Raw genomic sequence first — 21672 nt, forward strand, 5'->3', positions numbered from 1 at the left:
TGTCACGGAAAGTCACTCTCTTATCGCTGGTAGTGTCGGCCGGGTGGACGAAGAGCACCCCTCCGCAGAGCCCCCGCACCCGGACCCCGCACCCCACCCGGACCCCTCCTCGCACTCCGACCGCGCCCCGGTCCGGGCCCAGGACCGGCGTCCGGACCGCACCCCCGGCGCGGAACCGGACGTCCCGCCGGTCCGGGTCCTGATCGTCGACGACCACCCGCTCTTCCGGGAAGGGCTCAAGGCCGCCCTGGAGAGCGCCGAGGGCATCGCCGTGGTGGGCGAGGCCGAACGCGTCGCCGACGTGCCGGACGCCGTCGCGCGGCACCGTCCGGACCTCGTCGTGATGGACCTGTCCCTGCCGGACGGGTCCGGGCTGGAGGCCACCCGTCGGCTCTCCGTCGAGCAGCCGGCCCCGCCGGTGCTGATGCTCACCATGGCGGACGACGACGGCAGCCTGCTGGCCGCGCTCCAGGCGGGCGCGCGCGGCTACCTGGTCAAGGGCGCGGGTCGGGAGGAGGTGCTGCACGCGGTGCGGACCGTCGCGGCCGGAGGCGCCGTGTTCGGCGCGGACGTGGCCGAACGGATCACCACCCTGCTCGCCGGCGCCCGGGTGCGGGAGGCCGGCCAGCTCTTCCCGGCGCTCACCGCCCGCGAGGCGGAGGTCCTGGACCTGGTGGCCCGGGGGCTGGACAACCGGCGGATCGCCCGCGAGCTGGTGGTCGCCGAGAAGACCGTGCGCAACCACGTCACCCACATCTTCGAGAAGCTGCACGTCGCGACCCGGGCCGAGGCGGTCGCCCGGGCCCGCGACATGGGCCTCGGCGACGCCTGACCCGCGGTGCCCCGGACCGGCCGGACCCGGGACCGGCGGGGGCGCGCCCGGACGCGGGCCCGCCGCCGGACCGCAGACCCGGGCCCGCCGCCGGACCGCGGACCCGGGGCCGGGAGCGGACCGCGGACCCGCGCCCCCGGGACGGCAGGACGCCGAGGATGCGGGGGAGGAGGCCACCCATGAGTGAACCGGCTGTCACCCCGGACAGGGCGGACCGGGCGTCGGCCCGGGCCGACGGTCCGGCCCCGGCGCCGCCGGGCCCGACCGCGACCCGGCGGGCGGGCCCGCCCCCGGCGCCGCCGGGCCCGACCGCGACCCGGCGGGCAGGCCCGCCCCCGGCGGCCTGGGCCTGCGCGCTGACGCTGGCCGGCGGCCTGGGCTGGGTCCTGCTGGCCGTCACCCACCAGGACACCCGCTGGGCCACGCCCTTCTACCTCCACGACGGCGAGACCGTCCTGCTCGGCTTCGCCTTCGCGCTCTCCGGGCTGCTCATCCTCGCCCACCGCTCCGGCCCCGAGGAACACCCGCGGCCGGGGAGCGTCGCACCCGCCCCGCCCGTCGGCCGCAGCCTCGGCCGCTGCCTGCTCGCCGCCGGCCTCGGAGGCTGCCTCTCCCGGTTCGTCCTCTTCGCCGGCGCGGCGGCCGACGCCGGTCCGGTCGTGGAGGCGCTCGGCGCGGCCCTGCTGCTCGCGTCCGTCACCCTGTTCATCTTCATCTCCCTCGCCCTCCCCCTCTGGCTGCCCGAAGGGCGGCTGCCCGGTGGGCCCGGCCGCCTCTACGTCGCCGCGATCGCGGCGTGGAGCGCCCTGCACGCGTGCGTGGTCCGCCTCGGAAGCCCGCTCCCGTACTTCGACGACGTCCTGGTCCCGGACGGCCGGGGGCTGCCGCTCGGCGAGTGGCGGGCGACGCTGGTCGCCTGGGGCATCGTCGTCACCAGCCTCGCGGTGGCGGCCGTCCGCTGGCGGCGCTCGGCGAGCCCGCACCGCTCCGTGACCGCCGTCCTCGTGCCGTACCTGATCTGGCTGATCACCACCAACATCGCGCTCCGGATGGGGAGTTCCGAGAGCGTCGCGGCGGTCGCGTACTTCGCCGGATCGGCGCTCTGGATGCTCGGCGCGGTCGGCTACGCCTTCACCCGCGACCGCTCCCACTACCTCGACCGGGCGACCCGCCGGATGTTCAGCGTCCTCGCCCTCACCGCGCTGCTCATCGCCGGCTACCTCGGCATCGCCCTGCTGCTGCGCCGTCTGCTGCCGCAGGCCAGTACCGCGGACGCCCAGCTGCTGGCCGCCGGGGCGCTCGCCATCGGCGGACTGCTCGGCCCCACCACCCGCTGGGTGGTGCGCGCCGTCGACCGGTTCTACTACGGGGACCGGGCCCGGCCCTACCAGGTGGTGCGGGCGCTCGCCGAACGCCTGAGCCGCGCCGTCAGCCCGTCCGACGCGCCGCCGCTGCTCTGCGACACCGTGGTCAACGCCCTCGGCCTGCCCGGTGCCCGGGTGGTCCTGCACACCCGCACCGGACCGCTCGAACTCGCCTCGGTCGGCGTGCTGGGACCCAACAGCCAGGTCTTCCCGCTCAGTTACGAGGGCGCGGTGATCGGCGACCTGTACGCGCCGCCGCGCGCCGGACAGCCCGAGCTGGACGCCCAGGACCACGAGGTGCTGCGCTTCCTCGCCGACCAGGCCGCGCCCGCGATCGCCTCGCTGCGCCTCTACGAGGAGCTCCAGAGCGGGCGGCGACAGATCGTGCTGGCCCGGGAGGAGGAGCGCCGACGGCTCCGGCACGACCTGCACGACGGGCTCGGACCCACGCTGTCCGGCCTGCGGCTCGGCGTCGACACCGCGCGGGCCGCCGTGCCGCAGGACTCCGCGGCGGCCCGGTCGCTGGGCGCCGTCTCGGCCGGGATCGGCCAGGCGATCGTCGAACTCCGCCGGATCACGGAGGGGTTGGCGCCCGCCGCGCTGGCGGGGGAGGGGTTGGCGGTCGCGTTGCGGCGGCTGGTCGCGGAACTGGACGGGCCGCGGGTGCGGATCTCCCTGGTGCTCGATCCCGATCCGCCACCCGCGCTGCCCGCCGCCGTCGAGGTGGCCGTGCTGCGGATCAGCGGGGAGGCGCTGAACAACGTCCTGCGTCATTCGGGTGCCGCCAAGGCCCGGTTGACCCTGCGGGTCCGGCCGGACCTCGTCGTCGTCGAGGCGTGGGACGACGGTTGTGGGTTCCCCGAGGCCCGGGCGGCGGGCGGCGGCGGGGCGGGGTACCGGCCGAACGGGTCCGGCGTCGGGCTGCGTTCGATGGCCGAGCGTGCCGAGGAACTGGGCGGCGGCTTCACGGCGGTCAACCACGACGGCGGGGCGCTCGTCCGGGCGGCGCTGCCCCGCACGCCGGAAGCGGACGACGCGTAGCCGAGGGCGGGTAGGGACCGACGGGTAGCCGACGGCGGTCGGCCGACGGCGAGTGGGGGTCGTCGGGTGGGGGGGGGTCGTCGGGTGGGGGTCGTCGGGGAGCGGCCGACGGCCGGCGGCGGCGCGTGACGGGAGGTGGCCGAACGGCCGCCGTCACCGGCCCGCTCGCTCCCCTCGTCGGGCCTCCCCTCTTGACGGGTCCGCGAGTTGGCCCAATCATCATGGTCGCGTCAACTTCGCGACCCGACCCCGCTTACCCGCGAAGTGCCGCGCTTCCGTTCTGCCCCATCAGAAACCGGAGCCTCCCTTGACCGAGCGCGCCCCGCGGCGATTCCGCCTGCGCCGAACCACCCTGCCGACCGCAGCCGTGGTCACCCTCGCCGCCGCCCTCCTCGCCCCCGCCGCCGTCGCGGCCCCCGAAGCCCCGGCCGTCCGGGTCGCCTCGGCGGGCGTGAGCCCGGCCCTCGCCGCCGCCCCCGACATCCCGGTCGCCAACGTGAAGGCGCACCTCGCCCAGCTGCAGTCGATAGCCACGGCCAACGGCGGCAACCGCGCCCACGGCCGAACCGGCTACAAGGCCTCGATCGACTACGTGAAGGGCAAGTTGGACGCGGCCGGCTACACCACCACACTGAAGACCTTCAGCTACAACGGCGCGACCGGCTACAACCTGATCGCCGACTGGCCGGGTGGCGACACCTCGCACGTCGTGATGGCCGGTGCCCACCTGGACTCCGTCACCGGCGGTCCGGGCATCAACGACAACGGCTCCGGCTCGGCCGGTGTCCTGGAGACCGCGCTCGCCGTCTCCCGGGCCGGGCTCACCCCCTCCAAGCACCTGCGGTTCGGCTGGTGGGGTGCCGAGGAGTACGGCATGATCGGCTCCAAGAACTACGTGAACAGCCTGTCCACCGCGGACCGTTCGAAGATCGACACGTACCTGAACTTCGACATGATCGGCTCGCCCAACCCGGGCTACTTCACCTACCGCTACGACAGCACGCTCGACGCCCTGTTCCGGAACTACTTCGCCGGTCTCGGCATCAGCACCGAGCAGGACTTCGAGGGTGACGGCCGGTCCGACCACGCGCCGTTCCAGGACGCGGGCATCCGGGTCGGCGGCCTGTTCAGCGGCGCCGACTACACCAAGACCAGCGCGCAGGCCGCGAAGTGGGGCGGAACGGCGGGCCAGCCGTTCGACCGCTGCTACCACTCCTCCTGCGACACCACCGCCAACATCAACGACACCGCGCTGGACCGGATGAGCGACGCCATCGCGTACGCGATCTGGAACCTGGCCGCCGGGAGCACCACGCCGCCCACCGGTACGGTCTTCGAGAACACCGCCGACGTGCAGATCCCGGACTACGGGGCGGCGGTGACCTCCGACGTCGCCGTCACGGGCCGCACCGGCAACGCGCCGGCCGCGCTCCAGGTCGGCGTGGACATCAAGCACACCTGGCGCGGCGACCTGGTCATCGACCTGGTCGCGCCGAACGGCACCACCTTCCGCCTGAAGGACGCCAGCGGCAACGACTCCGCGCCCAACGTGCAGACCACGTACACGGTGAACGCGTCCGCCGTGGCCGCCAACGGCACCTGGAAGCTGAAGGTCCAGGACATCGGCCGGCAGGACACCGGCTACGTCGACAGCTGGAAGCTCACCTTCTGACGGCGCCGGGGGTGCCGGCCTGCCGGGCCGGCACCCCCGGGACCACCCGGTGCGGCTACGGCTGCATCTCGTACGCGCCGGAGAGCGCCTCGACCATGCCCCACACCTTCGTCGCCCGCGCGCCGTCCGCGACCGGGCGGCGGACGTGCGCCAGCGCCCACGCGGCCTGCGCGTCCGTCGTCGACGCCTTGCCGTGCAGCTCGGTGGCGTGCGCGGAGAAGTCCCGCACCAGCGCGTCGAAGACCTGGTCGAGCAGGTCGGCGTCCAGTCCGGTCAGGGCGGCCTGCTCCAGGACCAGCTGGCCGTAGACGATCAGCGCGAAGAGCTGCCCGATCTCCAGCAGGAAGTCGAGGTCGGCCTGCTGCTCGGTGCTCGGCGCGGCGGTCAGCAGCAGCTCGCAGAAGCCGTCGGCCTGCTCGCGGAACCGCGCGACGTTCGGGACGTGCGCGTGCGCGTCGTAGGCGGTCCGCCAGTCGTGGAAGCGGATCGAGCCGAGGCCGCGGGCCGGACCCTGCCGGAACAGGAACGTGTCGTCGGCGGCGTCCCGGCGGCCGGGCACCGGGGCGTACTCGGCCGGGTCGAACAGGTAGTTGGCCATGAACTTGAGGATCAGCGCCAGGTTGACGTGGACGGTGCCCTCCAGCTTCGGCAGGCCGCGGATGTCCTTGGCGGCCTTGTCGAAGTAGGTGTCCGCCTCGAAGCCCTTGGCCGCGATGACGTCCCACATCAGGTCGATGACCTTCTCGCCCTCCGTGGTGACCTTCATCTTGGTCATCGGGTTGAAGAGCAGGTAGCGGCGGTCCTCGGGGGAGGCGGTGCGGAAGTAGTCCACCGCGCGGGCGGAGAACAGCTTCATCGCCACCAGCCGCGCGTAGGCGTCGGTCAGCTCGCGCCGCACGTGCGGGAAGTCGGTGACGTTCCGGCCGTACAGCACCCGGTTCCGGGCGTGCGTGACGGCCTCGTACATCGCGTGCTCGCAGATGCCGACGGAGGCCGTGCAGAGGTTGAACTTCCCGACGTTGACGGTGTTCAGGGCGGCGTCGAAGGCGGCCTTGCCGGTGTGCAGCACGTCGTCGGCGCGGACCGGGTACCCGTCCAGGCGGAACTCGCTGACGTACATCTGGGCGTTCACCACGTTCTTGACGAGGTGGTACGCCTCGTGGCGGCTGTCCGCCGCGAAGAAGACGTAGCCCTCCGGGCCGTCGACGTCGGAGCGGCGGCCGAACACCGAGACCAGGCCCGCGACGTTGCCGTTGCCGATGTAGTACTTGGAGCCGGTGGCGGTGAAGCCGCCGTCGCCGTCCGGGGTGAGGATCATGTCGGTGGAGTAGATGTCGGCGCCGTGGCTGCGCTCGGAGAGCCCGAACGCCATCACGTGCCCCTCCGTCAGGAGCTTCGCCGCGCGGGCCCGGACGGCCTCGTTCTCGCTCTGCCAGACGGGGCCGAGGCCCAGGATGGTGACCTGCCAGGTGTACCAGTAGCCCAGGCCGTAGAAGCCGAGGATCTCGTTGAGCTCGGCGATCCGCGCGGTGTCCCAGCGCTTGGCCGGGTCGGCGGCCGAGGGCGTCAGGAACTCGGCGAACAGGCCCTCCTTCGCCGCGAAGTCGAGGAAGTCGGCGTACCAGGTGCGGTCGACGTAGGTGTCGATCAGCGCCTTCTTGCCGCGCGACTCGAACCAGTCCACGGTCGTGCGCAGCAGCCGGCGGGTCGGCTCGTCGAACTGCGTGGGGTCGTAGGTGCGCGGGTTGAAGAGCATCGCGGGCTCCCGGGAGTGTCGAGGGTGGGGAGGGGTGTCAGGGGGTGTCGGCGGCGGAGCCGCCGGTGCGGTCGGCGGGGTCCGTGCCGCCGGCCGGGCCGGTGCGCGCCGGGCCGGCGGACCGGCCGTCCACGTCGGTACCGGCGAGGTCGTGCAGGGTGGCGAGCACGTCGTCCAGCCAGGCGAGGGTCATGCGTTCGTACTCGATCCCGCCGCGCAGCACCACGTGCTGGAGCCGCTGCCGGGCGTCGAGGGCGTCCGGGGCCGGGAAGTCCCGCTGCTCGCCGTGCAGGTAGCGGGCAAGCAGGGCGGCGTGGCCGTCGCGGTGCCGTTCGACCTCGGGGATCAGCGCGGCCGGGTCGTCGAAGGCCACCGCCCGGATCCGGACGGCCAGCTCGTGCCGGACGGTCTCCGGTTCGACGGGTTCGCGCAGCCAGCCGGCGAGTGCGGCCCGGCCGGGCGGGGCCGCCGAGTACACCTTCTTGTCCGGTCGGCCGTCCTGGGCGACCTCCTCGACGGAGATCCAGCCGTCCGTCTCCATCCGCCGCAGCACCCGGTAGATCTGCTGGTGCGTGGCGGTCCAGAAGCGGCCGATGGACCGGTCGAAGCGCCGGGCCAGTTCGTAGCCGGAGCCGGGCCGCTCCAGCAGCGAGACGAGGATCGCGTGCTCCAGTGCCATGAACGGCATCCTGCTATGCGCCGAGTTGCATAGGCAATGGCGGCGCGCGAGGGTGAGACGGAGGTCACCCGGGTCGTCGGGGGTCGTCGGGGAGGGGGGCGGGGCAGGGTAGCTTCCGGGGCGAAAAGGTGCAAAACGGTCGAACGGCGCCAGAATGGTACTGGGCTAGCGCCCTCCATGTGCCGAACCTAGGAGGTGGTATCGGTGTCTACCCAGATTCCGATGGGCATGGAGCACCATCCGGACATCGTCGAACTACGGGAGCACTACGAGCGACTCACCCTCACTCCGCGGGCCCAGGCCGTCGAGGCCCTGGCCGTGCTGGCCGGTCTGTTCCTGGCGGCCTCGCCGTGGATCATCGGCTTCACCGCCTTCAACACGCTGACCGTCACCTGCCTGATCGTCGGACTCGCCTACTGCGTGCTGATGGCCGGCTACGGCTCCGCGTACGAACGCACCCACGCGCGGGCCTGGGCGGCCACCCTGCTCGGCGCGTGGACGATCATCTCTCCGTGGGTCGTCTCCGGCGAGGTGGACCGCGGCAAGAACATCGTCACCTGCATGATCGCGGGCGGCGTGATGTTCCTGCTGGGGCTCGCCGCCATCTCGATGGCCACCATGACGTCGAACGGAGCATCGATGCGGCGCGGCCGGGCCGGTCGGGCCAGGGGCTGACGATCACGGGAAGCCCGACCCGGGGCGCGGAACGGCGAGGCCGCCGTCCGCGCCCCGGGTGCTGTCCTACGGCCGCGTCATCCGCAGCACGTCCAGGGCCTCGTCCAACTGCTCGACGGTGAGCCGGCCCTGCTCCACGTACCCGCGCTCCAGCACCACCTGCCGGATCGTCTTCCGCTCGGCCAGTGCCTGCTTGGCGACCTTCGCCGCCTCCTCGTACCCGATGTACCGGTTCAGCGGGGTGACCACCGAGGGCGACGACTCGGCGTACTCGCGGGCCCGCTCGACGTTGGCGGTGAGGCCGTCCACGGCGCGGTCGGCCAGCAGCCGGGCGCTGTTGGCGAGCAGCCGGACCGACTCCAGGACGTTGCGCGCGATCACCGGGAGCATCACGTTGAGCTCGAAGTTCCCGCTCGCCCCGGCCACCGTGACGGTCGTGTCGTTGCCGATCACCTGGGCGGAGACCATCAGCACCACCTCGGGCAGCACCGGGTTCACCTTGCCCGGCATGATCGACGAGCCGGGTTGCAGGTCCGGCAGGTTGAGCTCGCCGAGGCCGGTGCGCGGGCCGGATCCCATCCACCGGAGGTCGTTCGCGATCTTCGTGAACCCGACTGCGACGGTGCGCAGTTGGCCGCTCAGCTCGACCAGTCCGTCCCGCGCGCCCTGCGCCTCGAAGTGGTCCCTCGCCTCGGTCAGCGGCAGGTCGGTGGCGCGCGCCACCTCCTCGATCACGGCCGCCGCGAACCCGGGCGGGGTGTTGATGCCGGTGCCCACGGCCGTGCCGCCGAGAGGGAGTTCGGCCACCCGGGGGAGCGTGGCCAGCAGCCGCTCCCGCCCGTGCCGGACCTGCGCGGCGTACCCGCCGAACTCCTGGCCCAGGGTGACCGGCGTGGCGTCCATCAGGTGGGTCCGGCCGGCCTTGACCACCAGCGCGAACTCCGCGGCCTTGCGCTCCAGCGCCTCCGCGAGGTGCTCCAGCGCCGGGATCAGGTCGTGGGTGACGGCGGCGGTGGCGGCGATGTGGATCGAGGAGGGGAACACGTCGTTGGAGGACTGGCTGGCGTTGACGTGGTCGTTGGGGTGGACCGGTCGGCCCAGCCGCTCGCCGGCCAGGGTGGCGATCACCTCGTTGGCGTTCATGTTGGACGAGGTGCCCGAGCCGGTCTGGAACACGTCCACCGGGAACTCGGCGTCCCACTGCCCGGTGGCGACCTCGTCGGCGGCGGCCGCGACGGCCTCGGCCGTCTCCTCGTCCAGGACCCCGAGCCGGGCGTTGACCCGGGCGGCGGCGGCCTTGATCCGCGCCAGCGCGGCGATGTGCGCCCGCTCCAGGCGCTGGCCGGAGACCGGGAAGTTCTCCACCGCCCGCTGCGTCTGCGCCTGCCATTTCGCTGCGGCGGGCACCCGCACCTCGCCCATCGAGTCGTGCTCGGTCCGGTACTCCTGCTCGTCGGCCATCGCGCGCCGCACCTCCTGGTCGGTCCGGGCGGGCGCCGTTCCCCGGCCGTCCGACGGCCGTACGGCGCCCGTTCCCGGGCCCTCGCTCTCGGGTCTGGGGTCTGGGGTCCGGGTCCCGGTTCCGGGTCCCGCTTCCGATCACCACAGCCGCGCGCGGGCCCCGGGTATTTCCGAACCCGGAGCAGGGCTGCGGCGTCGGCGGGGCGGCGCCGTCGGAGCCGCCCCGGGAGGGGCCTACCGGAGCTCGACGCGGATGATCTCGCCCGCCCCGTCGCCGGCCTGGACGACCAGCGAACCGTCCGCCGCCCAGACGCCGGAGCCGCCCGAGGTCTCCGCGAAGTCGCCGCTGGCGCCCGCGCCGGTGGACAGCACGCCCCACACCCCGTGGGCGGTGGCCCGCTCGCGCATGTGGCTGTCGCGCCTGGCCAGCTGCGACTCGCTCACCCCGTACAGGGCGGAGCCGACGTAGGCGTCGATCCCGAGCCCGGCGGTCCGCTCGGCGTGCCCGGGCTCGGCGACGTCGGCGCACACGGCGAGGCCGAGGCGGAAGCCGTCCAGCTCCAGGACGGACGGCGTCCCGGCCGGGGCGAACCGCTCGACCTCCTGCCCGTGCAGGTGGGTCTTCCGGCAGGCGACCTCGACGCCCCGGCCGCTGACGGCCAGCGTGCCGATGTACTCGCGCCCGTCCCGGTCCGCCACCGGCGCGCCGACCAGCGCGACGGAGCCGGTCTCGGCGCAGGCTGCGACCAGGGGCGCCAGCCTGAGATCACCGGGAGCGAGGGCGGGTGCGTCCAGGTCGTACCCGGTGAGCGAGAACTCGGGGAACACCACCAGGCGCGTCCCGGCCTCCCGGACGGTGGTGGCGTGCCGTTCGACGTTGAGGACGACCGTGTCGGGCCGGCCGGACTCCGCGCAGACGGGTTGGGCGACGGCGACGGTCAGCGGAGCCGATGCGGATGCGGATGCGGACACGGGCTCGGACTCGGGCGCGGGCACGGTGGGGCCTCCGGGCGTGATCAGGTGGGATCGAGAGTGATCGGGCGTGATCCGGGATGGTGATCACTCTTAACCTACGAGCCTGTCGCAGAACGGGGCAAGGTTCACCTGATCGAGTGAAGATCGCGAGGCGTCGCCCCGTGCCCGAACGGCCCGCTCCGTACGCTCGCCCCGAACCGGGGGAACCATCCGGGCCCCGGTCCGCCGGGGCCGATCGACAGGGGCGGGCATGGCGACACCACAGCACGACGATCGCGGCAGCGGCAGCGGCAGGGACGGTCACGGTAGCGGCGACCCCGGCGGCTTCGGCCACCACGACGGCCGCCCTGACCGGGGCGCCCCGACCGGCCTCAGCCGTCGGCGTCTCCTCGGCGCCACCGCCGCGCTCGGCACCGGCGCCTGGCTGCTGCGCGGCACCGTCGGACCGGACGGCGCCGAGGCCGCCGCCCTCCCCGCCCTCCCGCCCGACCTGCCCGCCGGCACCGAGATCACCCGGAGCGTCTACCAGAACTGGTCGGGCGAGGTCCGCACCGACCAGCTCTGGACCTGTGCCCCGCGCACCCCCGAGGAGATCCCCGCGCTCGCCGACTGGGCGCGCGCCCACGGCTGGCGGCTGCGCCCCCAGGGGTACCGGCACACCTGGGCACCGCTCACCGTCGCCGACGGCACCCCCGGGGCGGCCCGCGTCCTGCTGCTGGACACCACCCGCCACCTCACCGCGATCACCGCCGACTCTCCCACCACCGTCCGGGTCCAGACCGGCGCCACCATGGAGGACCTGCTCGCCCACCTGGCCGGCCGGGGTCTCGGCCTCACCGCCGTGCCGGCCCCGGGCGAACTGACCGTCGGGGGCGTGCTCGCGATCGGCGGCCACGGCACCGCCGTCCCCGCGGCCGGCGAACTGCGGCCCGACGGACACGGCTACGGTTCGGTCAGCAACCAGGTCACCCGGCTCACGGCCGTCGTCCACGACCCGGCCACCGACCGGTACGCCCTGCGCACCTTCGACCGGTCCGAGGCCGACAGCGCCGCCTTCCTGGTCCACCTCGGCCGGGCGTTCCTCACGGAGGCGGTCCTCCGGGCCGGTGCCGACCGGCCGCTGCGCTGCGTCAGCCGGCTGGACATCCCGGCCGCCGAACTCTTCGCCCGGCCCGGTACCGCCGGCCGGCCGCGCACCTTCGCCGACTTCGTCGAACGGGACGGCCGCGCCGAGGCCATCTGGTTCGCCTACACCGACCGCCCCTGGCTCAAGACCTGGAGCGTCGCCCCGACCCGCCCGTTCGGCTCCCGCGCCGTCGACGAGCCCTACAACTACCCCTTCTCCGACTCGATTCCGGAGCCCGTCGCCCGTCTGGCCGGTGAACTCGTCGGCGGTTCCTGGGCCGTGGCCCCGCTCTTCGGGCAGCTCCAGTACCTGATCGCCAAGGTGGCGCTCACCGGCGACATCACCGACATCCTGCTCTCGGGCGGTCTGATCCGCGACCTGCTCACCGGCGAGGTGCTCACCCACCTGCTCGCCGGCGGCCTGCGCTCCGACCTCTGGGGTCCGTCCCGCACCCTGCTCCAGTACGTGCGGCCCACCACCCTGCGGGTCACCGCCAACGGCTACGCGATCCTCGCCCGTCGGGCCGATCTCCAGTGGGTGGTGGCCGAGTTCGCCGACCGGTACCGGACGCTGCTCGACGCCTACCGGGCGCGGGGCGAGTTCCCGGTGAACGGCGCGGTGGAGATCCGGGTCACCGGCCTGGACGACCCCGCGTGGTCCGGGGTGCCCGGGGCGCGCCCGCCGCTGCTCTCCGCGCTGCGCCCGCGTCCCGACCGGCCCGAGTGGGACACCGCCGTCTGGCTCGACGTGCTCGGCTTCCCCAACACGCCCGGGTTGCACCGTTTCGGCAGGGACCTCGAACAGGCCCTGCTGCGTTCCTTCGACGGCACCAGGGCCGGTCTGCGCGTCGAGTGGTCGAAGGGCTGGGCCTACACCGAGGACGCGGCCTGGGCGGACCCGGACGTCCTCGACCGGGTCATCCCCGCCAGCCACCGGGACGGCGGCGGGCCCGGGTGGGACGAGGCGATCGCGGTGCTCGACCGGCACGACCCGCACCGGGTCTTCGGCAACCCCTTCCTCGACCGGCTGCTGAGGGCGTGAGGGCGTGAAGGCGTGAGGGGCCGAGGACCTGAGGACCTGAGGGTCCTGCGGGTGTGAGCCGGACGGAACCCGTCCGACGTCCGGTCAGATGTGCTCCATCACGATCACCGCGAGGGTGCCGGGTTCCAGCGCCCGGAAGACGTGCGGGACGTCCCCCGGGTAGCTCACGTAGTCGCCCGGCCCCAGTTCGATCGGTGCCTCCGTCGGCCCGGCCAGCGCCCGTCCTGCACCCAGCAGGACGTGCTCCACCGTCCCCGTCATGTGCGGGTCGGAGGCCCGGGTCTCGCCGGGCTGGGCGTCGATCCGGTAGATGTCGCGGCGGGCGTTGGGCGGGCAGGAGGCGAGCAGGGTCGCGGCGTAGTCGGCCCGCTCGGAGTGGGTGATCGGGCCCTCGCCTGCCCGCACCACCCGGACCACCGGGCGCGGCGGGTCGACGAGCCGACTGAACGGCACGTCCAGGGCGACGCCGAGCGCCCAGAGCGTCTCGACGCTGGGATTGCCGGCGCCCGACTCCAGTTGCGAGAGCGTCGACTTGGCGATCCCCGCGCGCCGGGCCAGCTCGGCCATCGACAGGCCGGTGCGCTCGCGCTCGCGCCGGATGGACGCCGCGATCAGCCCGATCAGCTCCGATCCGGTGGCGGAGCCCGGGTGTGATCCCTGGCCGCTGCCGGCGCCGGCACCGGAGGGCCGGGCAAGGCGGTCGGTCGGGGGGATCCCGTCGCTGGTGTCACTCATCCGCGTTCGCTCCACAGGTCCAAGCGTTCGCCTTGACGAACGGTAGCCATGGGGTTCACTCTACTGGACATGCGTTCGCTCCTTCGAACCCTGGAACGTTCCACGCTCCGTGACATCGCCCTGGTCTGTCTCGCCGACGCCCTGGTCGGCGCCTCGTTCGGGGCGATCACCGTATCCGGTGGTCTCCCGCTCTGGGTGCCGGTCGTCATGTCCGTCCTCGTCTTCGCCGGCGGTGCCCAGTTCGCGGCCATCGGCGTCGTCCTCTCCGGCGGCGGCGCGCTCGCCGCCGTCGCCACCGGGCTGGTGCTCAACGCGCGCCTGCTGCCCTTCGGCTTCACCGTCGCCGGCGTGCTCGACGGCCCCTGGTGGCGGAGACTGCTGGGCGCGCAGCTCCTGACCGACGAGTCCGTCGCCTTCACCCTGCTCCAGCCCGACCGGCGGCGGCGCCGGGCCGCGTACTGGGTCTGCGGCCTCGCCCTGTTCGCCGTCTGGAACGCCTCCGTGCTGGTCGGCGCCGCGGCCGGCGGAATGATCGGTGACACCGACGCGCTCGGTCTCGACGCGGCCTTCCCGGCCGTGCTGCTCGCCCTGGTCCTGCCGTCGCTCACCGACCCCCGCACCCGGACGGCCGCCCTGGCCGGCGCCGTGGTCGCGGTGGCCGCCACGCCGTTCCTGCCGGCCGGCGTCCCCGTCCTGCTCGCCCTGGCCGGCCTGCTGTTCGCCCGGCGCCCCGCCGGTCCCGCCCGGCCCGCCGATCCCGCCGGTCCCGCCCGGTCCGGCGATACCGCCGATCCCGCTCGGCCCGGCGATACCGCCGTCCCCGCGGACCCGGCCGGCTGCCCTTCGGACTCCGCCGCGAAGGCCGGCCCGTCCGGCGACGCGGCCCCGTCCGCCCCCGCCGACAGTGCCGGAGGCGCGGCCGACCGCAGCCGGCCGACCCCCCTCGCCGAGGAGGTCCACTGATGCCCCTGCTCGCCGTCCTGCTGCTGGCCGTCGGCACCTACGCGTTCCGGATCGCCGGCCCGCTGCTCGGTGACCGGCTCACCGTCTCGGACCGCGTACGCCACCTGCTCGCCGTGGCCGCCGCCGTCCTGCTGGTCGCCCTGGTCGCCACCGGAACCTTCACGCAGGGCCACGACTTCGCGGGCTGGGCACGCCCGGCCGGCGTCCTGGTGGCCGGGGTCCTCGTGCTGCGCCGCGCGCCGTTCCCGCTCGTGGTGGTGGCGGCCGCCGCGACCACGGCGCTGCTCCGGCTCGCCGGGGTCTCCTGAGCCGATGCTCAGCGGGTTCCGTCGGTGAGCCGCTCCTGCTGGACCTCCGGGCGCTTGCTGTCCCACAGCAGCTCCCACACCTTGAAGACGCAGTGGTAGTCCCGCATGCTCCCCCGGGAGATCAGCATGTAGGTGTCGCCGTCCCGCAGTAGCGTGCGCCGGCGGCTGTTGAACGGGTGCTGCGGCGTGTACGACGGGACCAGCTTCCGCAGTTCGGCGAGGGCGTCCTCGCGGCTGCCCTCGATCTCGGCGAGCACCTTGGTGCCCCAGATCCGGTCGTCGCCTATTCCGTCGGTCTCCTGGACGACCAATGCCCAACGCGCCACGGTCCACCCCTCACGTCTCGTCACGTCCCCCGCATCCCGCCCGTGTGCGAGAGCGGTCATCCTAGAGCTTGTCCCGGCCGGGGCGGACGTCCGGCCCGGCGGCCGGTTCCGCGGGCAGTGCCTTGTAGAAGACGGTCGTCGCGTGCGGCGTCCCGGACGGGTCGGTCGCGTAGTCCGGCACGGTGCCGACCCGGGTCCAGCCCGCCGCCGCGTACAGCCGCTCGGCGGGGCTTCCCGTCTCGGTGTCCAGGACCAGGGTCCGGATCCCGTGTTCCACGGCCGCCGACTCCAGTGCCGTCAGCAGCCGGCCGGCCAGCCCCCGGCCCCGGTCCGCCCGGTGCACCATCAGCTTGGCCACCTCCGCCCGGTGCCGGCCGTTGGCGGGGGTCGCCGGGCGCAGCTGCACCGTCCCCGCGATCCGGTGGTCCGCGTCGTGGTGCGCGGCCCAGACCAGCAGCCGGCCGGCCGCGACGTCCGGGGCCAGGGCCCGCCACCAGCCGGCGGCCTCGGCGGCGTCGAGCGGGGCGAGGAACCCGAGGGAGGAGCCGCTGCCGACGGTGTCGACCAGGAGTTCGGCCAGCGGCCCCGCCGAGTCCCGAAGTTCGCCCGCCGCCAGCCGCCGGACTGTGTACATGCTCACTCCCTCGCCGCCGGTCCTCCGAAGGCAGGGCCCGTGCGGAATACTCGCCGGTACCCAGCGCTGCGCCCGGCACCCGCCGAGACTAACAAGGAGCTCCCATGGCGAAGCCGACCAGGATCGACCCCGCCGACCTGCTCGCCGTCGGTGACCTGCTCACCGACGAGGAGCGGCTCGTCCGCGACACCGTGCGGAGGTTCGCCGACGAGCGGATCCGCCCGCACGTCGGTGACTGGTTCGAGCGGGGCGTCTTCCCGGCCCGCGAACTCGCCCCGGAGCTCGGCGCCCTCGGTGTCCTCGGCATGCACCTCGACGGTTACGGCTGTACCGGCTCCACCGCCACCGCCTACGGCGTCGCCTGCATGGAGCTGGAAGCCGCCGACTCCGGGCTGCGCAGCTTCGTCTCCGTCCAGGGCTCGCTGGCCATGCGCTCGATCCACGCCTTCGGGTCCGAGGAGCAGAAGCAGCGCTGGCTGCCCGGTCTCGCGGCCGGTGAACTCATCGGCTGCTTCGCCCTCACCGAACCGGACTTCGGCTCCGACCCCGCGAACATGCGGACCCGGGCCCGCCGCAAGGGCGCCGGCGAGGACGCCGACTGGGTGCTCTCCGGCTCCAAGATGTGGATCACTAACGGCAGCGTCTCCGACGTCGCCGTCGTCTGGGCGCAGACCGAGGACGGCGTCCGGGGCTTCCTGGTCGAACCCGGCACGACCGGCTTCACCGCGACCGACGTGCACGGCAAGCTCTCGCTCCGGGCGTCCGTCACCAGCGAACTGGCCTTCGACGAGGTCGTGCTGCCCGCCGACGCGGTCCTGCCCGGCGTCAGCGGCCTGCGCGGACCGCTCTCCTCCCTCAACGAGGCCCGCTACGGCATCCTCTGGGGTACCGTCGGCGCCGCCCGCGACTGCTACACCACCGCGCTCGACTACGCGAAGAGCCGGATCCAGTTCGACCGGCCGATCTCCGGGTTCCAGCTCACCCAGCAGAAGCTCGTGGAGATGATGCTGGAGGTCGAGAAGGCGTACCTGGTCGCGCTGCGGATCGGCCGGCTCAAGGACGAGGGGGCGGCCCGCCCGGCGCACATCAGCTTCGGCAAGCTGAACAACGTCCGTGCCGCGCTCGAGATCGCCCGCAGTGCCCGCACCGTGCTCGGCGCCAACGGGATCACCACCGAGTACCCCGTTCTGCGGCACGCCAACAACCTCGAATCGGTGCTCACGTACGAGGGCACCGGTGAGATCCACACCCTCGTCCTCGGGGAGACCATCACCGGAGAGTCGGCCTACCGCTGACGGCCGGTCCCGACTGCGGACCGTCGCCACCGGCCGGGTCCGGGCCGGTCCCGCGCGGCGTCCGCGGCGGCACCGCACGGGAAAAACGGTTCGTCCGCCGGGCCGTTCGTGGATACCTTCGGTGACCATGAACGGCCCGACGGCGCAGCCCGTCACCCCAGTCACGCCCACCACGACCCTCTGGCGCCCGACCGGTCCTGCGGAGCTGGCCCTGGTCGAGGCCGCGGACCGGCGCGCCTGGCCGCCCCGCCTCCCCGACCAGCCGATCTTCTACCCGGTGCTGAACGAGGACTACGCGGTCCGCATCGCCCGCGACTGGAACGTCCCCGCGTCCGGGGTCGGCTACGTCACGCGGTTCGAGGTGGAGACCGCGTTCCTCGCCCGCTATCCCGTGCGGCGGGCGGGCGGCCGGACGATCCTCGAACTCTGGGTGCCCGCAGAGGAGTTGCCCGAGTTCAACCGGCACATCGTCGGCCGCATCGAGGTCGTCCACGAGTTCCGGCCCGCGTCGTGACCGGGCCGTTCGGGCTCCCGGCCGCCCGATCCGACCACCCGCGCGCGGTGACACCGGACGCCGCACGGTCACCCGGCGTTGTGCCGGAGGACACCTGGTGGTCCGGCAAGGCGTGAAGCATGACGCGGTCGGTGACGCCCTCGCGGGCGGGTCCGGCACCCGCACCGCGAAAGGAACCACCGTCCTCATGTCCGTACCACCGCTGCCCCGCCCCCGGCCCCGGGTCCTCGTCGTCGGAATCGACGGCGTCCGGTACGACCTGCTGGAGCAGGTCCCGATGCCGAGGCTGGCGGAGGTCGCGGGGGCCGGCTTCCTGGCGCCCGTCACGGTGGCGGAGTCCACGCCCACCATGTCGGGGCCCTGCTGGGCCACCGTCGTCACCGGCGTCGAACCCGCCAAGCACGGCGTCTGGGGCAACCACCTGGGCGGCAACCGGCTCGACGTCTTCCCCGACTTCACCACCAGGCTGGCCCGGCAGGACCGCCGCCGCACCTACGTCGCGGCCGGCTGGGACCCGCTGGTGATCGGCGAGTCCGGCGGACCGTTGTTCCGCGCACCCGGCCGGCTCAGCTACGTCGCCCCCGCCGAGGACACCCCCGAAGCCTGGGAGGCCGTCGACGAGGAGGTCATCCGGGAGGCCGTCGACGTCCTGCGCGCCGCCGACCCGGAGGCCTCCTTCGTCTATCTCGGCGCCGTCGACGAGACGGCCCACTTCCTCGGCTGCGGGGACGAGTACCGCGCCTCGATGCGCACCGCCGACGAACGGCTCGGCCGCCTGCTCGACGCGGTCCGGGCCAGGCCCGGCTACGCCGACGAGGCGTGGACGATCATCGTCGTCACGGACCACGGCCACGTCGACGCCGGGGGCCACGGCGGACGCACCCCCGAGGAGCGCACCGCCTGGGTCGCCTGCGCGGGGCCGGACATCCCCGCCGCGCCGCCCACCGGCGAGATCCGCCACCCGGACGTCGCCGCCCAGGTGTACGCGGCCCTCGGCCGGCCGATCGACCCGCACTGGACCCTGGACGGCCGTCCGTTCCCCGTCGCCCGGCCCGTCCCGGCCGGGGCCTGACGGTCGGACGGCCCCGGCACGAGGGCCCGGTACGCCGGGCCCGGTGCGGTGTCCGGCAAGCGGGTGGCCCGCGCACCCGGGCGGCCCCGGCCGGGTGCGCCCCGGCCCCGTCCGGGCCAGGCTCGACCGGGGTGAACCCCTAGACCGGACGGCCTCGCGTACGCCTGAAGGTGGAGGGCGTACCCCCCAAGGACGGCGGACGGTCGCGACTTGCTGGTGACGTCCCGACAGGGGCGGACGGGCCAGGATGGGAGACGACCGGAGCGCCGGCCCCCGGACCGGGTCGGCGACGGCCGCGGGGGACAGCGGTTCCGGCAGAGGTACGGAAGTGGTCCGGGCAGTGGTCCGGACAACGGCTCGGGCAACGGCTCGGGCGGGCGGTGCCGCACGGCGCGCCGCACAGCAGTGGTGGCGGTGCCGCACGGGGCGGCACCACAGGAGGAGAGGGCAGGCGGGCATGAACGGCATCGTGGGCAAGGTCGTACTCGGAGTGGCCGGCACCGGCATGGCCGTCGCCGCCGCGGCCGTGGCGGTCGGACCTCGGGTCGTCGACTGGTACGACGGCCGGCACCAGGAGCAGTCCAGCTACGCCAGCGGCAGCGAGGCCAAGGCCGGCCGCCACTCGGTGCCGACCTGGCTGCCGGACAACGCCTCCTCCGTCCGGTACCTGGCCTCGACCACCGGCGACGACCGCCTGCTGATCGCCACCCTGCCGGAGGGCAGGCTGCCCGCCGGGTGCACCGCCACCGCATCCGGCCGCGGTGGCCACCCGGCACCGGCCACCCTCAAGGCGGGCTGGTTCCCGGAGGGCGTCGTCTCGAAGGTCACCGGCTCCTGCGGCCACTACAACGTGACCCTGACGGGCAACCGGCTCTACGCGTGGCAGGACGGCGCCGCCGTCCAGGCCGCCCTGCGGGCCGAGCGCGTCGCGCGCTGACGGGCCCGCCCCCCGGTCGGCAGGGGGCGGCGGAGGGAGGGCCGTGGGCCACGCGGCGGACCCCGACTGTCGGGGCGCCGGGCCGCTGGGGTAGGACGGAGCGAGCACGACTCCCGCGTTCGTTCCGAGAGGAGCCCCATGCCTGGTTCGACCGCCGGCCCCGCCGGTGACACGTCGACCGCTCCCGCCGCCCCCACCGACCCCGGAACCGCAGACGCCCCCGGCCGCGCCACCATCGCCGTCCTCGGCGGCCTGGTCGCCCTCGGCCCCCTCACCACCGATCTCTACCTGCCGGGCCTCCCCGCGATCGCCGAGGACCTCGTCGCCGAACCGGCAGCCGTGCAGCTCACCCTCACCTTCTCGATGTTCGGCGTCGCCGCCGGCCAGCTGATCTTCGGACCGCTCAGTGACCGCCTCGGCCGCCGCCCGCCCCTGCTCGCGGGCCTCGTCGTCTACACCGTCGCCAGCATCGTCTGCGTGATCGCGCCCAACCTGCCCGTCCTGATCGCCAGCCGCTTCGTCCAGGGCGCCGCCGGCGCCGCCGGGCTCGTCATCGGCCGCGCCGTGGCCCGCGACCGCTTCGAGGGCGTCGCGATGATCCGCTTCCTAGCCTCGATCACCCTGATATCCGGACTGGCCCCGATCCTCGCGCCCCTCGTCGGCGCCCAGCTCCTCCGCGTCACCTCCTGGCGCGGCACCTTCGGGGCCCTGGCCGTCCTCGGCCTGCTGCTCACCCTGATCGCCTTCGCCGCCCTCCGGGAGACCCTCCCGGCCTCCGCCCGGCACGGCGGGGGTCTGGGGACGACGCTGCACACCATGGGCGGACTCCTGCGCCGGCTGCCGTTCCTCGGCCTCGCGCTGACCAGCACCTTCGCCTTCGGCTCGCTGTTCGGCTACATCAGCGGCTCCTCGGTGGTGCTCCAGCAGGTCTACCACGTGTCCCCGCAGACCTACAGCCTGCTGTTCGGGCTCAACTCGCTGGCGATCGTCGGTGTCACCCAGTTGAACGGCCGCGTCCTCGCCCACCGCTTCACCGCCGGGACGCTGATGACGGTGGGCCTCGGCACGTCCATCGCGGCGGGCGTGTCCCTGTTCCTCGTCACCGCCGTCTGGGACCTCGGGCTGGTCGCCTTCTGCGCCTCGCTCTTCGTGATGATGGGCAGCCTCGGCATCGTCCTCCCGAACTCCGCCGCCCGCGCCCTGAGCCTGGTCGCCCCGAAGGCCGCCGGTTCCGCCTCCGCCCTCATCGGCACAGGAACGTTTCTCTGCGGCGCGATCGTCGCCCCGCTCAGCAGCCTGGGCGGCAAGCCGTCGGCGGTCCTGCTCGCGATCGTCGTGCTCTGCTGCTCGGTGCTGGCCGCCACGTCCTACGCCGTCCTCTGCCGCCCCGGGAGGTCGACCCCGGCCGACGCCCCGAAGCCGGCCGTCGCGTAGCGGGGCGGGGAACGCGCCCGGCCGGCCCGCCCGTCCCCCGTGGGGCGGCCGGGCCGCTGCCTTCGCGGCAGCGCGCCGCGCCGTCCTGCGGCCCTGGTCCCGCCGGTGCCGCGGTACTCCGGCAGGAACCGCGTCAGGGGTGCCGCGACGCATGGTCGCGGCACCCCTGAGCGGCACCCCTGACGGGACGGCCGGGCTCGTCCGTCCTCCGACGGAATAGGCCGTCAGCCGTCAGAAGTCGTCAGCCGTCAGCCGTCGGCTTCAGGCTTTCGCCGGCTGTCGTGCCGTCAGGCGATGGAGAAGTCGTCGCCGAAGACGTTGCCCTGGCCGTACCAGCCGTGCAGGTACACCGTGGCGGTGCCGGAGGCGCCGGTGGTGAACGGCACGGTGAGCTTGGTCCAGCCGCTCGCGCTGGTCCAGGCGGAGCCGGTGGCACCGCCGCTCACGCCGAGGTAGGCGTAGCTGCCCTGGACCCAACCGGTCAGCGTGTAGGCCTTGTTGGGCGCCAGCGTGACGGTCTGCTGGCACTGGCCGGTCTGCGAGGCACTGGCCGCGGCCTGGAGCGCGTAGGACCCGGAGTGGGCCGGGGTGCTCACCACGGAGCCGCCGCTCTGGCAGGTCCACGGACCGAGGCTGCCGGTCTCCAGGCCACCGTTGACCAGGCCGCCGGGCGGGGTGACGCCGGTGACGGTCAGCGTGTAGGTGCTGGTGTGGGTGCCGGAGGCGGCGGTGCCGGTGACGGTGAGCGGGTAGGTGCCGGGTGTGGTGGTGCCCGCCGTGGTGATGTTGAGCGTGGCGGGGGAGCCGGCGGTGACGCTGCCGGGGGTGGCGG

General features: G+C 74.1%; 19 protein-coding genes and 1 pseudogene. 12 read left to right on the top strand and 8 right to left on the bottom strand.

Annotation, left to right across the window (positions count from 1 at the left end; all coding sequences use genetic code 11):
• The first annotated feature begins 199 nt into the window (after positions 1–199).
• The 3 genes from PUR56_RS14020 to PUR56_RS14030 all read left to right on the top strand — a co-directional run bounded on the left by PUR56_RS14020 (position 200) and on the right by PUR56_RS14030 (position 4909).
• Positions 200–832: a response regulator transcription factor gene (locus tag PUR56_RS14020; protein WP_329879481.1), complete on the top strand. Its 633-nt coding sequence runs from the start codon at positions 200–202 to the stop codon at positions 830–832.
• 179 nt (positions 833–1011) lie between these two features.
• Positions 1012–3237, top strand: coding sequence for a sensor histidine kinase (locus tag PUR56_RS14025; protein ID WP_329949151.1), 2226 nt, complete (start codon positions 1012–1014; stop codon positions 3235–3237).
• Positions 3238–3574: 337 nt separating this feature from the next.
• Positions 3575–4909, top strand: coding sequence for a M28 family metallopeptidase (locus tag PUR56_RS14030; RefSeq protein ID WP_443034494.1), 1335 nt, complete (start codon positions 3575–3577; stop codon positions 4907–4909).
• 55 nt (positions 4910–4964) lie between these two features.
• Here the strand turns inward: PUR56_RS14030 and PUR56_RS14035 are convergent, their stop codons facing one another.
• Positions 4965–6665, bottom strand: coding sequence for an acyl-CoA dehydrogenase family protein (locus PUR56_RS14035; protein WP_329949152.1), 1701 nt, complete (start codon positions 6663–6665; stop codon positions 4965–4967).
• Positions 6666–6810: 145 nt separating this feature from the next.
• A pseudogene (locus tag PUR56_RS14040) lies at positions 6811–7344 on the bottom strand (PadR family transcriptional regulator); the annotation flags it as partial.
• 204 nt (positions 7345–7548) lie between these two features.
• Here PUR56_RS14040 and PUR56_RS14045 point away from each other — a divergent pair.
• Positions 7549–8019, top strand: coding sequence for an SPW repeat protein (locus PUR56_RS14045; protein ID WP_329879467.1), 471 nt, complete (start codon positions 7549–7551; stop codon positions 8017–8019).
• 66 nt (positions 8020–8085) lie between these two features.
• On the opposite strand, the gene PUR56_RS14050 is transcribed toward PUR56_RS14045, so the two are convergent.
• Entirely contained in the window at positions 8086–9480 is a 1395-nt protein-coding gene (locus PUR56_RS14050; protein ID WP_329879468.1) for a class II fumarate hydratase, read from the bottom strand.
• Between the two features lie 234 nt (positions 9481–9714).
• On the bottom strand, positions 9715–10452 hold the full coding sequence (locus tag PUR56_RS14055) for a carbon-nitrogen hydrolase family protein (protein WP_329949153.1): 738 nt from the start codon (positions 10450–10452) through the stop codon (positions 9715–9717).
• A gap of 253 nt (positions 10453–10705) precedes the next feature.
• On the opposite strand from PUR56_RS14055, the gene PUR56_RS14060 reads away from it, so the two are divergent.
• The gene (locus tag PUR56_RS14060; RefSeq protein WP_329949154.1) at positions 10706–12622 is read left to right on the top strand and encodes a cholesterol oxidase substrate-binding domain-containing protein; all 1917 of its coding nucleotides are present in this window, start codon (positions 10706–10708) and stop codon (positions 12620–12622) included.
• Positions 12623–12706: 84 nt separating this feature from the next.
• On the opposite strand, the gene PUR56_RS14065 is transcribed toward PUR56_RS14060, so the two are convergent.
• Positions 12707–13357: a helix-turn-helix domain-containing protein gene (locus tag PUR56_RS14065; protein WP_329949155.1), complete on the bottom strand. Its 651-nt coding sequence runs from the start codon at positions 13355–13357 to the stop codon at positions 12707–12709.
• Positions 13358–13426: 69 nt separating this feature from the next.
• On the opposite strand from PUR56_RS14065, the gene PUR56_RS14070 reads away from it, so the two are divergent.
• On the top strand, positions 13427–14320 hold the full coding sequence (locus PUR56_RS14070; protein WP_329949156.1) for an AzlC family ABC transporter permease: 894 nt from the start codon (positions 13427–13429) through the stop codon (positions 14318–14320).
• The gene (locus tag PUR56_RS14075) at positions 14320–14628 is read left to right on the top strand and encodes an AzlD domain-containing protein (RefSeq protein WP_329879473.1); all 309 of its coding nucleotides are present in this window, start codon (positions 14320–14322) and stop codon (positions 14626–14628) included. Before PUR56_RS14070 ends, PUR56_RS14075 begins: the two co-directional genes overlap by 1 nt.
• An 8-nt stretch (positions 14629–14636) precedes the next feature.
• Here PUR56_RS14075 and PUR56_RS14080 read toward each other — a convergent pair whose 3' ends face one another.
• Positions 14637–14954, bottom strand: coding sequence for a hypothetical protein (locus PUR56_RS14080; RefSeq protein WP_329879474.1), 318 nt, complete (start codon positions 14952–14954; stop codon positions 14637–14639).
• A gap of 61 nt (positions 14955–15015) precedes the next feature.
• Positions 15016–15588 carry a GNAT family N-acetyltransferase gene (locus tag PUR56_RS14085; RefSeq protein WP_329949157.1) on the bottom strand — a complete coding sequence of 191 codons (573 nt, stop codon included), beginning with the start codon at positions 15586–15588 and terminating at the stop codon, positions 15016–15018.
• A gap of 104 nt (positions 15589–15692) precedes the next feature.
• On the opposite strand from PUR56_RS14085, the gene PUR56_RS14090 reads away from it, so the two are divergent.
• From PUR56_RS14090 to PUR56_RS14110, 5 genes are all read left to right on the top strand, one after another.
• Positions 15693–16883, top strand: coding sequence for an acyl-CoA dehydrogenase family protein (locus PUR56_RS14090; RefSeq protein WP_329949158.1), 1191 nt, complete (start codon positions 15693–15695; stop codon positions 16881–16883).
• A 127-nt stretch (positions 16884–17010) separates the two neighbouring features.
• Positions 17011–17397 carry an ADP-ribosylation/crystallin J1 gene (locus PUR56_RS14095; protein ID WP_329949159.1) on the top strand — a complete coding sequence of 129 codons (387 nt, stop codon included), beginning with the start codon at positions 17011–17013 and terminating at the stop codon, positions 17395–17397.
• Positions 17398–17584: 187 nt separating this feature from the next.
• Positions 17585–18469, top strand: coding sequence for an alkaline phosphatase family protein (locus PUR56_RS14100; protein ID WP_443034493.1), 885 nt, complete (start codon positions 17585–17587; stop codon positions 18467–18469).
• A gap of 457 nt (positions 18470–18926) precedes the next feature.
• Positions 18927–19406: a hypothetical protein gene (locus PUR56_RS14105; RefSeq protein ID WP_329949160.1), complete on the top strand. Its 480-nt coding sequence runs from the start codon at positions 18927–18929 to the stop codon at positions 19404–19406.
• Positions 19407–19544: 138 nt separating this feature from the next.
• Complete coding sequence (locus tag PUR56_RS14110; protein WP_329949161.1) at positions 19545–20840, top strand: multidrug effflux MFS transporter; 1296 nt, start codon at positions 19545–19547, stop codon at positions 20838–20840.
• A gap of 287 nt (positions 20841–21127) precedes the next feature.
• Here the strand turns inward: PUR56_RS14110 and PUR56_RS14115 are convergent.
• A partial coding sequence (locus PUR56_RS14115; RefSeq protein ID WP_329949162.1) for a carbohydrate binding domain-containing protein occupies positions 21128–21672 on the bottom strand: 545 nt, incomplete at its 5' end.

Source organism: Streptomyces sp. BE303 (assembly GCF_036290945.1).
Lineage (GTDB): Bacteria > Actinomycetota > Actinomycetes > Streptomycetales > Streptomycetaceae > Kitasatospora.

What these genes read in the sequence shown, in the direction of transcription:
- PUR56_RS14110 (WP_329949161.1), top strand. Translation starts at nt 19,545, where the DNA reads ATGCCTGGTTCGACCGCCGGCCCCGCCGGTGACACGTCGACCGCTCCC.
- PUR56_RS14075 (WP_329879473.1), top strand. Translation starts at nt 14,320, where the DNA reads ATGCCCCTGCTCGCCGTCCTGCTGCTGGCCGTCGGCACCTACGCGTTC.
- PUR56_RS14025 (WP_329949151.1), top strand. Translation starts at nt 1,012, where the DNA reads ATGAGTGAACCGGCTGTCACCCCGGACAGGGCGGACCGGGCGTCGGCC.
- PUR56_RS14070 (WP_329949156.1), top strand. Translation starts at nt 13,427, where the DNA reads ATGCGTTCGCTCCTTCGAACCCTGGAACGTTCCACGCTCCGTGACATC.
- PUR56_RS14060 (WP_329949154.1), top strand. Translation starts at nt 10,706, where the DNA reads ATGGCGACACCACAGCACGACGATCGCGGCAGCGGCAGCGGCAGGGAC.
- PUR56_RS14095 (WP_329949159.1), top strand. Translation starts at nt 17,011, where the DNA reads ATGAACGGCCCGACGGCGCAGCCCGTCACCCCAGTCACGCCCACCACG.
- PUR56_RS14050 (WP_329879468.1), bottom strand. Translation starts at nt 9,480, where the DNA reads ATGGCCGACGAGCAGGAGTACCGGACCGAGCACGACTCGATGGGCGAG.
- PUR56_RS14100 (WP_443034493.1), top strand. Translation starts at nt 17,585, where the DNA reads ATGTCCGTACCACCGCTGCCCCGCCCCCGGCCCCGGGTCCTCGTCGTC.
- PUR56_RS14035 (WP_329949152.1), bottom strand. Translation starts at nt 6,665, where the DNA reads ATGCTCTTCAACCCGCGCACCTACGACCCCACGCAGTTCGACGAGCCG.
- PUR56_RS14085 (WP_329949157.1), bottom strand. Translation starts at nt 15,588, where the DNA reads ATGTACACAGTCCGGCGGCTGGCGGCGGGCGAACTTCGGGACTCGGCG.
- PUR56_RS14065 (WP_329949155.1), bottom strand. Translation starts at nt 13,357, where the DNA reads ATGAGTGACACCAGCGACGGGATCCCCCCGACCGACCGCCTTGCCCGG.
- PUR56_RS14090 (WP_329949158.1), top strand. Translation starts at nt 15,693, where the DNA reads ATGGCGAAGCCGACCAGGATCGACCCCGCCGACCTGCTCGCCGTCGGT.
- PUR56_RS14105 (WP_329949160.1), top strand. Translation starts at nt 18,927, where the DNA reads ATGAACGGCATCGTGGGCAAGGTCGTACTCGGAGTGGCCGGCACCGGC.